General features: G+C 61.2%; 13 protein-coding genes. 7 read left to right on the top strand and 6 right to left on the bottom strand.

All coding sequences use genetic code 11. From position 1 onward, the window contains the following. Window positions 1-21: 21 nt before the first annotated feature. The 3 genes from L4X63_RS11900 to L4X63_RS11890 form a co-directional block, all read right to left on the bottom strand. On the bottom strand, window positions 22-1,134 hold the full coding sequence (locus L4X63_RS11900; protein WP_250678856.1) for an HlyD family secretion protein: 1,113 nt from the start codon (window positions 1,132-1,134) through the stop codon (window positions 22-24). Window positions 1,135-1,178: 44 nt separating this feature from the next. Further along, window positions 1,179-2,450: a TolC family protein gene (locus tag L4X63_RS11895; RefSeq protein ID WP_250678855.1), complete on the bottom strand. Its 1,272-nt coding sequence runs from the start codon at window positions 2,448-2,450 to the stop codon at window positions 1,179-1,181. Between the two features lie 200 nt (window positions 2,451-2,650). Continuing rightward, window positions 2,651-3,283: an FMN-dependent NADH-azoreductase gene (locus tag L4X63_RS11890; RefSeq protein ID WP_250678854.1), complete on the bottom strand. Its 633-nt coding sequence runs from the start codon at window positions 3,281-3,283 to the stop codon at window positions 2,651-2,653. A 262-nt stretch (window positions 3,284-3,545) separates the two neighbouring features. Here L4X63_RS11890 and L4X63_RS11885 point away from each other — a divergent pair, with 262 nt between their 5' ends. The 6 genes from L4X63_RS11885 to L4X63_RS11860 all read left to right on the top strand — a co-directional run bounded on the left by L4X63_RS11885 (window position 3,546) and on the right by L4X63_RS11860 (window position 8,667). Next, window positions 3,546-5,084, top strand: a complete 1,539-nt coding sequence (locus tag L4X63_RS11885; protein ID WP_250678853.1) for a sigma 54-interacting transcriptional regulator — start codon at window positions 3,546-3,548, stop codon at window positions 5,082-5,084. 346 nt (window positions 5,085-5,430) lie between these two features. After that, window positions 5,431-5,619 carry a hypothetical protein gene (locus tag L4X63_RS11880; protein WP_250678852.1) on the top strand — a complete coding sequence of 63 codons (189 nt, stop codon included), beginning with the start codon at window positions 5,431-5,433 and terminating at the stop codon, window positions 5,617-5,619. Further along, window positions 5,616-5,990 (top strand): hypothetical protein, encoded by a 375-nt coding sequence (locus L4X63_RS11875; protein WP_250678851.1) that lies wholly within the window; start codon window positions 5,616-5,618, stop codon window positions 5,988-5,990. Before L4X63_RS11880 ends, L4X63_RS11875 begins: the two co-directional genes overlap by 4 nt. A gap of 16 nt (window positions 5,991-6,006) precedes the next feature. After that, window positions 6,007-7,395 (top strand): phage exclusion protein Lit family protein, encoded by a 1,389-nt coding sequence (locus L4X63_RS11870; protein ID WP_250678850.1) that lies wholly within the window; start codon window positions 6,007-6,009, stop codon window positions 7,393-7,395. Between the two features lie 27 nt (window positions 7,396-7,422). Continuing rightward, window positions 7,423-7,851 carry a type II toxin-antitoxin system MqsR family toxin gene (locus L4X63_RS11865; protein ID WP_250678849.1) on the top strand — a complete coding sequence of 143 codons (429 nt, stop codon included), beginning with the start codon at window positions 7,423-7,425 and terminating at the stop codon, window positions 7,849-7,851. A gap of 3 nt (window positions 7,852-7,854) precedes the next feature. Beyond that, the gene (locus L4X63_RS11860) at window positions 7,855-8,667 is read left to right on the top strand and encodes a type II TA system antitoxin MqsA family protein (protein ID WP_250678848.1); all 813 of its coding nucleotides are present in this window, start codon (window positions 7,855-7,857) and stop codon (window positions 8,665-8,667) included. A gap of 24 nt (window positions 8,668-8,691) precedes the next feature. On the opposite strand, the gene L4X63_RS11855 is transcribed toward L4X63_RS11860, so the two are convergent. Further along, on the bottom strand, window positions 8,692-9,567 hold the full coding sequence (locus L4X63_RS11855; RefSeq protein ID WP_250678847.1) for a fumarylacetoacetate hydrolase family protein: 876 nt from the start codon (window positions 9,565-9,567) through the stop codon (window positions 8,692-8,694). A 237-nt stretch (window positions 9,568-9,804) separates the two neighbouring features. Further along, entirely contained in the window at window positions 9,805-10,293 is a 489-nt protein-coding gene (locus L4X63_RS11850; RefSeq protein ID WP_250678846.1) for an adenosine-specific kinase, read from the bottom strand. A 402-nt stretch (window positions 10,294-10,695) separates the two neighbouring features. On the opposite strand from L4X63_RS11850, the gene L4X63_RS11845 reads away from it, so the two are divergent. Continuing rightward, window positions 10,696-10,974, top strand: a complete 279-nt coding sequence (locus L4X63_RS11845) for a hydrogenase maturation nickel metallochaperone HypA (RefSeq protein ID WP_250678845.1) — start codon at window positions 10,696-10,698, stop codon at window positions 10,972-10,974. A 130-nt stretch (window positions 10,975-11,104) separates the two neighbouring features. On the opposite strand, the gene L4X63_RS11840 is transcribed toward L4X63_RS11845, so the two are convergent. Continuing rightward, on the bottom strand, window positions 11,105-12,979 hold the full coding sequence (locus L4X63_RS11840; RefSeq protein ID WP_250678844.1) for a cytochrome c3 family protein: 1,875 nt from the start codon (window positions 12,977-12,979) through the stop codon (window positions 11,105-11,107). Window positions 12,980-13,032 lie beyond the last annotated feature (53 nt).

Raw genomic sequence — 13,032 nt, 5'->3', positions numbered from 1 at the left:
GTTCATCCTCCGATCCCCCGGCTAGGAGAGGTGCAAGAGCTCTTTCACGATCGCGGAGGTGTTCCGCTCCACCTGGATGACCGGGGTCACGCTCATCCCCACTCTCAGCTGTGCGTTGGGATCGCTCGCGCGGTCGATGGCGATCCTCACCGGCACCCGCTGCACCACCTTCACGTAGTTGCCGGTGGCGTTCTCGGGCGGCAGCAGCGAGAAGGCTGCGCCGGTCCCCGCCATGATGCTTTCCACGGTCCCGGTGAATTCGCGCCCGGGGTAGGTGTCCACCTTGAAGGAAACCTTCTGGCCGGGGCGGACATGAGTGAGCTGGCTCTCCTTATAGTTGGCGGTGATCCAGGAGTCTTCGAGCGGCACCACGGCAAGAAGCGATTGTCCCGACTGCACGCGGTTCCCCGGCTCGACCGATTTGCGGGTGACGTAACCGTCGGCGGGGGCGTAGATCTTCGTGTAGGAGAGGTTCAGGCGTTCCTCGTCCAGGGTCGACTGGCGCTTGGCTTCGCGGGCACCGGCCTTGCCTCCTCCCACCAGCCCAAGGGCGGCCTGCGCCGCGCGGAGCCTCTCTTCGGCCCCTTTGACCTGCGCCGCCGCCACGCTGCGGTCGGTGGTCCTCCTCTCCAGTTGCTCGCGCGGCATCACTTCGCGGCCGACCAGCACCTGGGCCCGCTTGAGATCGAGCTCGGACTGGGCGAACTGCGCCCTCGCGCGCTCCAGGTCGGCCTTGGCCGCCTCGACCTGGGCGGCTTCCCCGGTGGTGTCGTTTCTCGCTATGTCCAGGTCAGCCTGGGCGCTCGATACTTTCACCGCGTAGTCCCGGTCGTCCAGGGTGAGGAGGAGATCCCCCTTGTGTACGAACTGGTTGTCCTTGACCAGCACCTTGGTCACCGTCCCCGGCACCCGGGCAGAAACCGCGTGGATGTGGGACTCGATGAAGGCGTCGTCGGTTTCGATCCGCCGCTGCCCCTCGACGTAGAGATGCCCTCCCCACGCCAACGCGGCGGCGACCACCAACCCTACCGCGGCACGGATTGCCAGCTTGCGCCCAACCGGCTTCGCCTCTTCGCTGCCTATCCCTTCCACCGTGCCTACTACTTCTTCCACCGTATTCACCATCTCTTCCATGACATCCTCCGTGGTATTTTTCGATATCTATAAGGGGCGTAAAATTACAGGGTACCGAGGGCTTTCCTGATCCTGGCGCGGGCCACGCGCTCGTCGAAGAGCGACTGGAAATAGTCGGTGCGCGCCTGGGTGAGAAGGATCTGGGCGTCGATGACGTCGGTCGAGGTTCCCATCTGCTCCTCGTAGCGGCTGCGGTTGAGCCGGAGGTTCTCCTCGGCCTGGCCGACTGCCTTCTCGTTGGTGGAGATCCGCTCGCCCGCCACCTGGAGATCGTTTACCGCTGTCTGGTATTCGAGCCGCGCCGACTGCTCGGCCTCGCGCAGGCTCGCCTCGCTCTGCGAGCGCACCTCGACCGCCTGGCGCAGACGGCCGTCCTTGGCAAAGCCGTCGAAGATGTTGAACCGGATCCCGACCGTGGCGGCCAGGATGGTCTGCTCGTTGACGTAGCGGTTCTGCTGGTATTCGGCCCCCGCCTGTACATACAGCTCGGGCCGGAAGTTCGTGTGCTGTTCGCGCACGTCGGCTTCGCTGGCGGCGACCGCTTCCCGGGCGGCCAAGAGGTCGGGCCGTGACGCGAGGTCGGCTTGGGTGGCCTTGACGGAGGGGGATTCGCTGCGCCCGAGGGTATCCTCGAGCTGGGCCCGCGAGCCGGGCTCGCGGCCGGTTAGGAAATTGAGGAGGAGCCAGCTGTTGTCGAGCTGCCTGGCGATCTCCAGGCGCCGCTGCTTGCTGTTGGCGAGCTTGACCTCCGCCTGGAGCACGTCGTTACGGGTCACCACCCCCTGGTCGAACTTCGCCTGGGCATCTTTCAGGTGTCCACCCATCTGGCGAACCTCCTCGTCGGCGGAGGCCAAAAGCTTCTGGCTCTCGAGGATCCCGTAGTATGCCTGGACCACGCGGAGAAATACCTCCTGCTCCGTTGCGCGGTACCCCTGGCGCGCCTCCTCGCTCCGGGCTTTGGCCCGCTCCACCTGCGACTTCGTGCGGCCGAAGTCGTAGAGCGTCTGGCCGATCCCCAGCGAGAAGAAGCCGTAATCGGCCTGCTGGGTGGGGGCCGACATGCCCGCTATCGCGATCGACTGTGCGTCGAGCTGTGCCGTGTATCCCCCTTTGGCGTCCACCCTGGGGAGGTAGCCGCTGGCGGCCACCCGTTCGTTTTCCCGGGCGATCGTGCTGTTATAGGACGAGACCTTGAGGGTTGGGTTGTTGTGCGCCGCACTGTCGAGGCTTTGCTGAAGCGAAAGGGTTTCCGCCGAGGAGGTGGTCGCCAGCGCCGCCACCAGCATGGCTGCCATTACATAACTTCTTAGATTCATCACCGTTTACTCTCCCTCGTGGTGTCGTTGATTACCGGTCTTCTTTCTCTTTTCCCGAGCGGGTGAAGATCGCCACCAGCGCGATTACAACCCACAGAACGATGGTCCCTGCCACTATGAATGTCACTGCCCTGCCTCCCGTTTCGTTTCATCTTTCTCCACCCCATCCTCGCCCCGGCCCTCCTTGAAGGGGAGGGAGGTCAGAAGCGAAGGGCCAGGTCCAGAAGCCTGCGGCGGGCGTCGCCGTGCTCACTGGACGGCCCCTGCTGCGGATCGTCGCACCCGGTGAGGAGGACCGTCTCCTGGTTGGTCACGCCGAGGAAGTTCAACACGGAGCGAAGGTAAGGGGCACTCAGATCCCGTTCGTTACCGTAGCTGAAGGGGGCCGAGGCGTGGATGTGGAGCGACTTCTTGAGCTCCCCGGCCAGGAGCCCTTCGGCACGCTCCTGGGTCAGCCGGAAGCTCTTTTCCGGCACGGTGACCGCGTCGATGTAGGTCTTGAACTCGGCGGGGAAAAAGAGGTTCCAGCTGGGGGTGATGAAGACGTACTTGTCGCAGGCGATGAACTGGTCGGCGAGCCGCCAGATGCGGCTGATCTTTCGCCGCTCGTCCTCGCTCAGCGACCCGCAGCTCTCCCCGGCGCTGATCCGCTCCCAGGCGTGCAGCACGTCCTGGTCGATGCGCGGGATGTTGTCCCGGTGGAGGTCGAGCACGTGCACCTCGTCGCGCGGGTTCCAGCGCAGGTACTCCTCCAGGAATTCGTACCCCAGCGAAAGACCGCGGGAACGGTGAATAGGTTTCAGGAAGCATGTTACGTACAGCAGGTTCGCCATGACGCTCTCCTCGCCCGCCGGTTGCGGGCTCCGGTCTCTCATTAGCCAGGAGCGTGCCAGGATGGTAACCTTAGTATTTCCGGCCGATTGCTGACGGCTGGCCATTTCAGACCACGGTATGCTGTATTTTGTGTTGTGGTATGTTGTGATTGTGGCGTAGACTACGGCATGTTGTAATCGCCCGCAGCCGGCCCATAGCTCTCTGGGAAAGGGAGCCGGGAACGGGGCTGGGATGCGGAAAAGGCGGAAGGAGAGAGATGCGATGGTAAACCGGGACGAATTCATCAGGGAAGTGACCATACGGATTTGCAGCAGCCTCGAGATCAAGGAGTCGCTCCGCAATACCTTCGTGTATCTGCGGGAGCAGTTGCCCCTGGACGAGCTGTTCCTCAATATCGTCGACCAGAACCTGGGGGCCCTGCGCCGCATCGCCTACGTCGGGACGGAAGGGTCGGAGACCCCCGACGAGATCATCCCGTTACCCGAGGAGATCGTCGAGAGGATCAAGGAGCGCTGTTTCCGCGAGCCGTTCATAGCCAGTGCGGACATGGACGACCAGATTTTCCAGACCATGGCCCCGCTCATAAAGCTGGAAGGGAACTCGGACATGATCGTGCCGCTGCATCTCGATTCCGAGCCGATCGGGGGGCTGACGTTGCGGGCACACGGGGAAGGGAGATACAGCGAGGAGCAGGCGGAGATCATGGGGTACGTCACCAGGCCCTTTGCCATCGCGCTCGCCAACGCCCTCGCGCACGAGGCGGTGCTCCGCTACCAGGACATTCTCCTCGACGACAAGCGGTTCTTGAACCGGGAGCTGTACGGCCACCTGGGCGAGGAGATCATCGGCGGCAACACCGGGCTTCGCAACGTGATGGAGGCGGTACGGCAGGTGGCGCCCCTTAACAGCACCGTGCTTTTGTTGGGGGAGACCGGGACCGGGAAGGAAATCATCGCCAACGCCATCCACTTCTCGTCCCCGCGCAAGGACGGCCCTTTCATCAAGGTCAACTGCGGCGCGATTCCCGAGAGCCTGATCGACAGCGAGCTGTTCGGGCACGAGCGGGGGGCCTTCACCGGGGCGGTTGCCGAAACCCGTGGCCGTTTCGAGCGCGCGGAGGGGGGGAGCATCTTCCTCGACGAGATCGGAGAGCTTCCCATGACCGCCCAAGTGCGGCTTTTGCGGGTTCTGCAGAGCCGGGAGGTGGAAAGGGTAGGGGGGAAGCGGGCCATACCGGTGAACATCCGGGTGATCGCGGCGACCCACCGCAACCTGCAGAACATGATCGGCGAGGGGAGTTTCCGGGAGGACCTCTGGTTCCGGCTGAGCACCTTCCCGGTCATGATCCCGCCGGTGCGGCAGCGGAAGGAGGACGTCCCCGCGCTGACCCGGCACTTCGTGACCGTGAAGAGCCGCGAGCTCGGCATCGGCATGCCCCCCTCCATCGCGCCGGGGGCGCTGATGCGTCTTATGGAGTACGACTGGCCGGGGAACGTGCGGGAGCTGGAGAACCTGGTGGAGCGGGAATTGATCAGGCACCGTGGCGGTGCGCTCACCTTCGACACCGTCTTAAGTGGCGAGGAGCGGCGGAGCCCGGTTGCTGCGGTGGAGGAGGGGAGGCCGCACCTCCCGCTCAAGCTGGACGAGGCGATGGCCGCCCACATCACCGAGGTGCTGAAGCTCACCAGCGGCAAGATCCACGGCCCCGGCGGCGCCGCCGAGCTGTTGGGGATGAACGCGAACACCCTCCGCTGGCGTCTGGACAAGCTGGGAATCGCCTACCGCCGGAAGAGCCGGTGAGAACGAATTCAACCCCTTCCCCCTTCACTACCTCCCTCACCCGCCTCCACGCCCCGTCCCCCCTAAGGGGCAAGGGGGCGTGAGTTCCGGCCCATTCCGGGAAACCTTCAGGTTGCTATTGTTGCCTTGAGTGGCACTATTACCTTTAGGCAGCGTCCAGCGCGCATAGTGCTCCCTGGGTCCGACGCCATACCATCCAGTCCCTGATCCCCTCCCCTCGACCTACTCGCTGCTCATCCGTACCCCGACGCTCACTCCATAACGTGCTGTCGACGGTAAACCCGTTCCTTTAACTAACCCGCCCTCGTATAAGGGCAGGAAAGCCAAAAAGTGAAAGGAGAAGCCAATGGCCCAGTACTTGTGTCCCGTGCATGATGACGAGGTCCTTTTTCCTAACGACGCCGGCACTGGTAACGTCAAAGGGAAGGGGTTCAGCATCAGCCCACTCCTCCCAAAGGAGATGCCGAGAGAGTGCCGCCGGTGCGGGAAGTACTATTACCGGTACGAGTGCGTCAGGAAGGAGGTGGGGCCATGACATTGAGGCTAACAGGTGATGACGTTGCCACAGTGACGAAAAAGTGGGTTCTCAAGGAGTTGGAATCTGCCCCAGCGGTGGCGCACGATCTCGGTAAATATTTTTTTGCCACCTCGACCGCCACCCTAGGCGCACTGGCTACGCTGGCAAAGCTGACGCCGCCTGTGCCTGGGGGGCTGCGCATGGGTATCCTCCTTCTCTTCATCTCCGCCGGATTCGGAATTGCGCTTTCGATACCGCTTCCAAAGCGTGTTGATGATGATCTCTTTGAGCTTTACCGCGTTACCGTCAGAAGAATCCTTGTGTTCTCCGTCATCTGGCTACTCTTCTGGTTGGCCGGAACAATATGGGCGCTACTTTTCATTCTGTAGATTCTCAGGAGGTGACATGGCAGGCATGCAACTACTGATCAGCCCAAGGGCGGCGGCATTGTTGACGGCGTTAGCGAAGCAATCGGATGTCGACTACGACAAACGATCCAAAGAAGAAATGATGATGATAATTGCGGAAGCAGCATCCGCCGGCGTCATCCCCCCCTCTGCAAAGGATTACCTAGACGACATGCGAGGGATAGCAGGGGAGGAGTTCAAGGCCATTTCCGCTCTTATCCCGAAGGGACAGTCCATCCTGGACATGTACATCCTGGACCGCATTCAGAAACGGTTACAGGAGTTGATCCCCAAAGTGCCGGAAATCCCCGCGGACGCGGCACTAAAGGAGGTCTACTTCGGCACCCTCGAACTCGGCACCCCTGCAGCGCAGGTCGTACAAATCGAAAACTCTAGCGAATGGCTGGTGGTGATCAGCCGCGGCCTTTGGATCGCTTCGTCACTGGCATCGTGCGTGATTGCCAATCACGTCGAACTCAATCCGTTTGTCGTGGCTCCCGTGAACTGGAAGCGTGATCCCGATCCGGCAGGACTGCCGCTCATTGAGATGGTGGATCGGTCTCTCTTGGGCGTGGCGGTGGAGTACCAGTACCCCGTATTCGACGAACTGCATAAACTGTTCTGGGAGTTCCTGGACTCAGGTATGAAAAACTTCATCTTCGGCCACGAGTACGCGCATGTACTGCTGGGGCACGTGCATGCAGGCCAGCCAGAAGAGGATTTTCGGATGCAGTGGAACCAGGAACTTATGGCTGACTTGACCGCCATCAGGTTCGGTATGTTGGATAAGACGGTTGAAGATCACGCGATCTCTTCGATTTTTACCAAGCGGGATCCGTCGGAAGCGGTCGAGGACTACCGGCATGCACTGGCGGCGGTGCATAATTTTTATGTCGCAGCCGGAGCTGTCCTGGTGCTGTATCTTTTCCGGCGAATGGAGGGGCTACGAGGTGTGCAGGTGTCGCGGGCATCACACCCGCCGGTGCAGATGCGAATCAATAACATTTGGACCTTTGTCCGGATGGAATTGGAGCCTGACGTTTTTGAGGAGTTGTTTAGGTACGCCAACCTCATGATCAGGAGCTTTTTGCAACTGCTGCCCCCTTTACAGGGAAGTTGGCGCGACAGGTTTGAAGAGGCTGCGTTGAGGCCGCTGATGTTTCATGACATCGACGCCGTCATCGAGGCAATAGACATGGTCAACACGGATGCCCGGCTTGCAGACCCTTCGCTCGAGCAGGTCCGGGAGCACCTGACATCGCTTTTTCAGGACCCGTCAGCCGGTTACGAGGAGAAGTACTCGTTCCTTGAGACTTGCCTGGAGATGGTGCGCACTTTTAGGGGGGTGGATCCGCTAAGATCAATTAAAGAGCGGATCAAGAAATAACACCTCCCTCCGAGCGTCAGGTATCAGATGATACCCTTCGGAGAGGGTAGGTTATTGACCCTTTTGGTATCATATGATACCGTTTTTATCAGGGAGACCCGGGTGAAACCCAGACCATCGCACCGAGAAATCACGGGTAAGATCAGGGCCGCTGCCGTGGCCTTGTCTCAATCGCGGGTCAAAATCGTTGATCTAGAGAGCCTCCTCTCGGACGCGGACGAGTTGGAATATACTCTCGATGAGCTTAATGATGTGTTGGTTACTCTTCTGGAGGAGGCAAGCCCGGAAACCTATGCGGGGGCTCATCCACCACAGAAATCGTACGAGGTGGGGATCAAGGGTGCCGATCTTTTTGCTTTCAGGGTGGATTCGACCTGGTTCGGCCGAGTGATATACCTGAAATTCGCCATCCATAACGATACCCTCTGGCTAGTCTCATTGCACAAAAACAGGTGAACCATGAAAGAAGTGTGCCCCAATGATTCATCCACGATGTCCCCGAAAACGGTAACGCGAAAAGTCACCTTCAGGGGGGAAGATTTTAACGTTGAGTACGTTGCCGACGTCTGCGATAAATGCCACCTTGAGGCAACCAGTATAGAGGTTGCACACAAGGTGCAATGCTATGTCAGTGATGTCTACCGGGAGAAACACGGACTATTGCCGGGCCACAGGATTAAATCACTGAGGGAAGGCCTGGGCATCAGCCAATCCGAGCTTGCTGAATCGATGTGTGTGGGAGTCGCCAGTGTTAAAAGGTGGGAGAATGGGCTGGTGCAAAACAAAGCGATGGACCAGCATTTGCGGCATTTTTTGGAGAAGAAAGATTGCTGCGCCGATCCTTATTGCGGCAACCGGGAGCTATCGCTGGAGAGAATAAAGCTCGTACTGAGAGAATTTGAACGTGTTTTGCGCAAAACGTTGCTTAAACCCAACGACCGGTTTCTCTACAGTGCGAAATACCTCTGGTTTGCCGATATGATTGCCTATCGTGAATTGGGCAGAGGTATGACAGGTGCGACCTATGCGGCACTTCCACAAGGCCCGCAACTGAACAATTATCGAGATCTGGTGAGCGCAATCATGGAGGCTGACGCGAGCCAAGCCGAGGAACTAACTGAAGGTGAAATCGGCATAATCAGACGAGTAGCGACACGTTTCAGAAACGGAGTGGAGGCTTACCATGCATCCCACCATGAGCCTGCCTGGTCTACAACCCGCACTGGTCACTCAATTACATATCAAAAGGCCGACACCTTAATTGCTCTTTAGCGGCAGGCCCGGTTCTGTCGCCCCCTACTCGACCGGGTTTTCGAGGACGCCCAGGCCGTCGATCTCGATGCGGACGCGGTCGCCGGGCTTGAGGTAGCGGGGGGGATCGAAACCGATGCCGACGCCGGCCGGGGTGCCGGTGGCGATGATGTCGCCGGGATAGAGGGTGACGCCGGCGGAGATGGTCTGGATCAGCTGCGGGATGGTGAAGATGAAATCGCTGGTCCGGCCATCCTGGCGGAGTTCGCCGTTGACCCAACTGCGGACCCGCGTGTCGGTGCCGTCGAGCTCGTCGGCGGATACGAGCCACGGCCCCATCGGACAGAAGGTGTCGAACGATTTCCCCAAGAGCCACTGGCGATGCCTGCTCTGCCAGTCGCGGGCGGTTACGTCGTTGATGATGGTGTACCCCCAGACGTGCTCCATCGCTTGCCCGGCGGCGATTCCCCTCCCTCCGCGGCCGATCACCACGGCCAGCTCGGCTTCGTAGTCGACCGCTTCCGACACGCCGGTCGGAATCCGTATCGGGGCGCCGGACGGTATCACGGTCTCGGGAACCTTGGAAAAGATGATCGGGTCGCTCGGCACCTCGTCTCCCGCCTTCGCCGAACTGCTGTCGAAGCCGCTCCGGGCGAACTCTCGGGCGTGGGCTCGGTAGTTCTTGCCGACGCAGAAGATGTTGCGGCGCGGGTGCGGCAAGGGGGCATCGAGGCGTACTTCCGACAGCGGCAGGGGGGCTCCCTGTTCGAGACAATCCCCGGCGGATAGCCGCTCCATCAGTGCCAGGGCTCCGGCTTCGTGGCCTCTTCCCCCCAGGAAGAACTGGGTGATCATCGTGCCGTCGGCGGAGACCCGCCCCACCAGCCTCATGCCGTCGTACCAGAAGGTTGCTATCTTCACGGGCTTCTCCTTCTCTCTAACCCCATCTTCTCTCTAACCCCATCCTCACCCTGTCACTCCCCTTGAAGGGGAGGGGACGATTCAGCGCGGGCACGGGGTGCCCCACCCATCATGATATTGAAAAGGGGCTACTCTTCATTATAGATCTTGTTTCGGCCGAATGGGTACTCTGCTCACCCCCATCCTCACCCTCTCCCTCCCCTTGAAGGGGAGGGGACCAATGTTAACCTTCGCCGTTTACCGCTTATAGCCGATGGTGCGGAGGAATTGGCGGCGGGCGTCGCGGTCGGTGCCGGACTCGATGCCTTTGGGGGCGCTGCCGTCGATGACGCCAAGGATCCCGGCGCCTTGCGCGGTCGCGCCGACTACGACCTGGAGGGGATTGGCGGTGGCACAGAAGATATGACAGACTTCGGGGCAGTTTTTGATCGGGTTGAGAACGTTGATGGGATAGGCGTCACGCAAAAGAACGCAGAAAACATGGCCCGCCCCGATGGACTGGAGAATCCTCTGGCACTTGTTCACCAACTCTTCATCGTTTCCCTCGCTCCGGATCAGGCAGGGGCCGGAGGCTTCGGTGAAGGCTATCCCGAACTTCGCCTGCGGTACCGTGGTGACGATGATCTCGTACAGGTCCTCGGCGGTCTTGATGAAGTGGGTCTGGCCAAGGATGATGTTGCACCCTTCCGGGTAGACGACTTCAACGGCTCGCATCTCCAGTTGCATGTTTCCCTCCTCCAGGATTAATTGGCTTCGGTCGATATGCATTTTAACCCGCCGGTGCGGGATGTAAATGGGAGGAGGAGGCGGAGGGAGTCTGTTTAACGGGATAAAGGCCGGGGTAACTGCAACTTTTTGACGCCGGTCAAGGCTTCCTGGCGCAATCAGGGTACTATCTGGCCTGCTCATAGATCTGCCCGGATTGAGAAATCCCCCCTGTCCCCCCTTTGACAAGTGGGGGACCTGCGTTCCCCGGGATGGCCGGAAGAACCTTTTTCAAGGGGGCTTTCTGGGGAGCCTTGAGCAAAGGGCAGGGCGGGATTTGGGCCGGATGGGGCTGCCCTCTCCATAGGTGGAGGGGAGCGGCTGAGTGAAAGATTATCGTTTATCGGCAAAAGGAGGTTACTGATGGGTGGTTGTGGTTGCGGGCATTCCGCGGGTGCGGGGCCGTATGCGGAAGGAAGGGAGTTGGTGGAGTTCGTGTCGAGGGCCCATGGCGGTACCCTGAAGAATGAGAGGCTCCCTAACGGGGGGCTGCAGGCGGTCTGCCAAGGGTGCGGGGCCGGCTTTTTACTGGCTACCTTCGTCGCCAGCTGCCCGGCGTGCGGCGGGGTCCACGCGGTTTCGCCGCCGCGCAGCAACGATCCCGCCAACATCCAGTTTGCCGGGGAAGGGTTCCGGCTGTAGGGATAAAAGCCTCCGGCCACCCGCTTCCGTGAAGGGACGGGGGATAGAGAAAAGGAAGGGGGACAGGCTCCGGTTGGTGCCTGTCCCCCTTTTTACGTCCGTCCCTTTTACGTCCGGTGCCCGAACCGCTCTACTTCCGCGACTCCAGCATCTCTTTGGCCATCTTAAGGTTGTGGTAGGCGATGACCTTGATCTTGCGGAGATCTTCGGCCGGGGGGCGCTTGTCCAGTTCGGCGAGGAAGGTGTCGAGATTACTCCGCTCCTTCTTGGTCTTCTTGTCGTTGAAGGGGATGGAGAGATCGATCCCCTTCACGTCCCAGGCGTTCTTCGGCAACACCGCGAACGGGGCCAGGTCCTGGAGCTTGCGGCCCTGGGCCAGGGACGGCGCCTCCCATGTCACGTCGCTGAAACGGATCCCGTCCTTGTCGGCGGTCACCGTGTAGCTCCCCTTGAACGGCTTGGTCACGTCCTTACCTTCGAAGTAGCTCCACTCCGATTTACCGACCTGGGCATGGGAATCGTGACAGGTGCTGCATCCCCGGGGCTTCCCGAGGGCGTGGCTCATCTTGTCCATCTGGACCCAGAGGATGGCCTTGTTGCCGGTGGGGAGGTCGTCCCGGGTGCCGACCACGATGAAGGCGTCGTTGACGTCGGTGGCGGCGCGGGAGACTTCGAAAGCGGGCGGCTCTCCGATCCGGACGTTGCCCGCGATGGTGCGGGTGGGGATCGAGCGGAAGAGGAGTCCGGTCGGGCCGAGGTCGGTGGTCTGGTTGAGTACCGCCATCGGGTAGGGTTTGACGCCGATCCAGCGTCCGCCGGCGTCCCGGATCAGGGTCGGGAGATCGCGGGTGCCGTAGTATTCCTTGTGCTTGGCGTAGGGGGTCTCGACCCCGGCGACGTTGCCGTTGCCCCAGAAGGTGTACTGGTAGGCGCCGATGACGGTGACGTGGCAGGCGGCGCAGTCGACGTTGCTGTGGGCGGAGCTCTTCACCGCCTTGACGATGTCGGCATGGCATTTGGCGCAGGACGACCTGGCGTCGTCGGCGGCGAGGTGGCCGAAGTTGTGGTCGACCGGCTTGTGGCAGTCAAGGCACTGCACGCCCGCCTTCACGTGAGGCCCCGGCTGAAGGGTGCTCGGGAAGGCGTACTCGCCCCGCATGTAGCCCGCCCCGCGCCGCCGGTCCATCGGCCCGGCATGGCAGACGCTGGCCCGGCCGCCGCCGTAGCAGCTGGCGGTGTCGGGAGGCCCGAAGGAGTGGCTCCCTTTCCCGGCGAAGGGGCGGTAGTGGCAGTCGTTGCAGCCGGGATGGCAGAGGTTGCAGCTGCGGTCGGAGGCGGCATTCTGGGCGAGGGTGTAGGGGACCGAGGTCTGGACCCTGAGGTTCTCGTAGTTCTGCCCGAACCACATGCCGCAGTTCTGCGGGCCGGGGAGCCTTTCGCTCCAGGAGCGGAACGCCCGCTGGTGCTTCAAGAGCCCCTTGTCCGAGCTGTTGTAGTCCTTCACCTCTTTCTGGTGGCAGCGCCCGCAGGTCTGCTCCGCGATCTTGGGAGCGTAGGCCATGGTCTCGGGGTCGCGGTCATGCCACTCGATCCCGATGATGGCTTTGGCCCCCGCGGCTTTCAGCTTTTCCGGGTCTCCCTTGGGGATCATCCTGTCCATCCCCGTCCCGCGCGGGTTGAGCGGTTGCAGGGCCCCCGCCGCCTCGCGGAAAAGGGCTTCCCCCTTGACCTTGGGGCCTACCGCTACCACGAAGGGGCGAAGCATCCCCTTGTGGGAACCCTCCTTGGTCGCCTGCGAACCGTCACCGAGGTGGCAGTCGACGCAGGTCGCCCCCTCCATGCCGACTTCCCGGTCGACCTGAGCCGGGTCGAGGTACATCGCCTCGGCCCCCAGTTCCTTCATCCGGTTTTTGTCCCCATGGCAGATCACGCACTGCGATGCCGCATCAAAACCCCATGCACTGGTAGCAGCCAGCAGAACCACCACGACGAAAAGCCGCTTCATTTCGCCCTCCTTTTTTTATCCCGATTTACAACAGACGTTCTTTCCCTACCCCA

Origin of the sequence: Geomonas sp. Red32, from assembly GCF_023652955.1 — a bacterium.
Taxonomy (GTDB): Bacteria; Desulfobacterota; Desulfuromonadia; order Geobacterales; family Geobacteraceae; genus Geomonas.
This window is presented reverse-complemented; position numbering and strand designations above follow the sequence as displayed.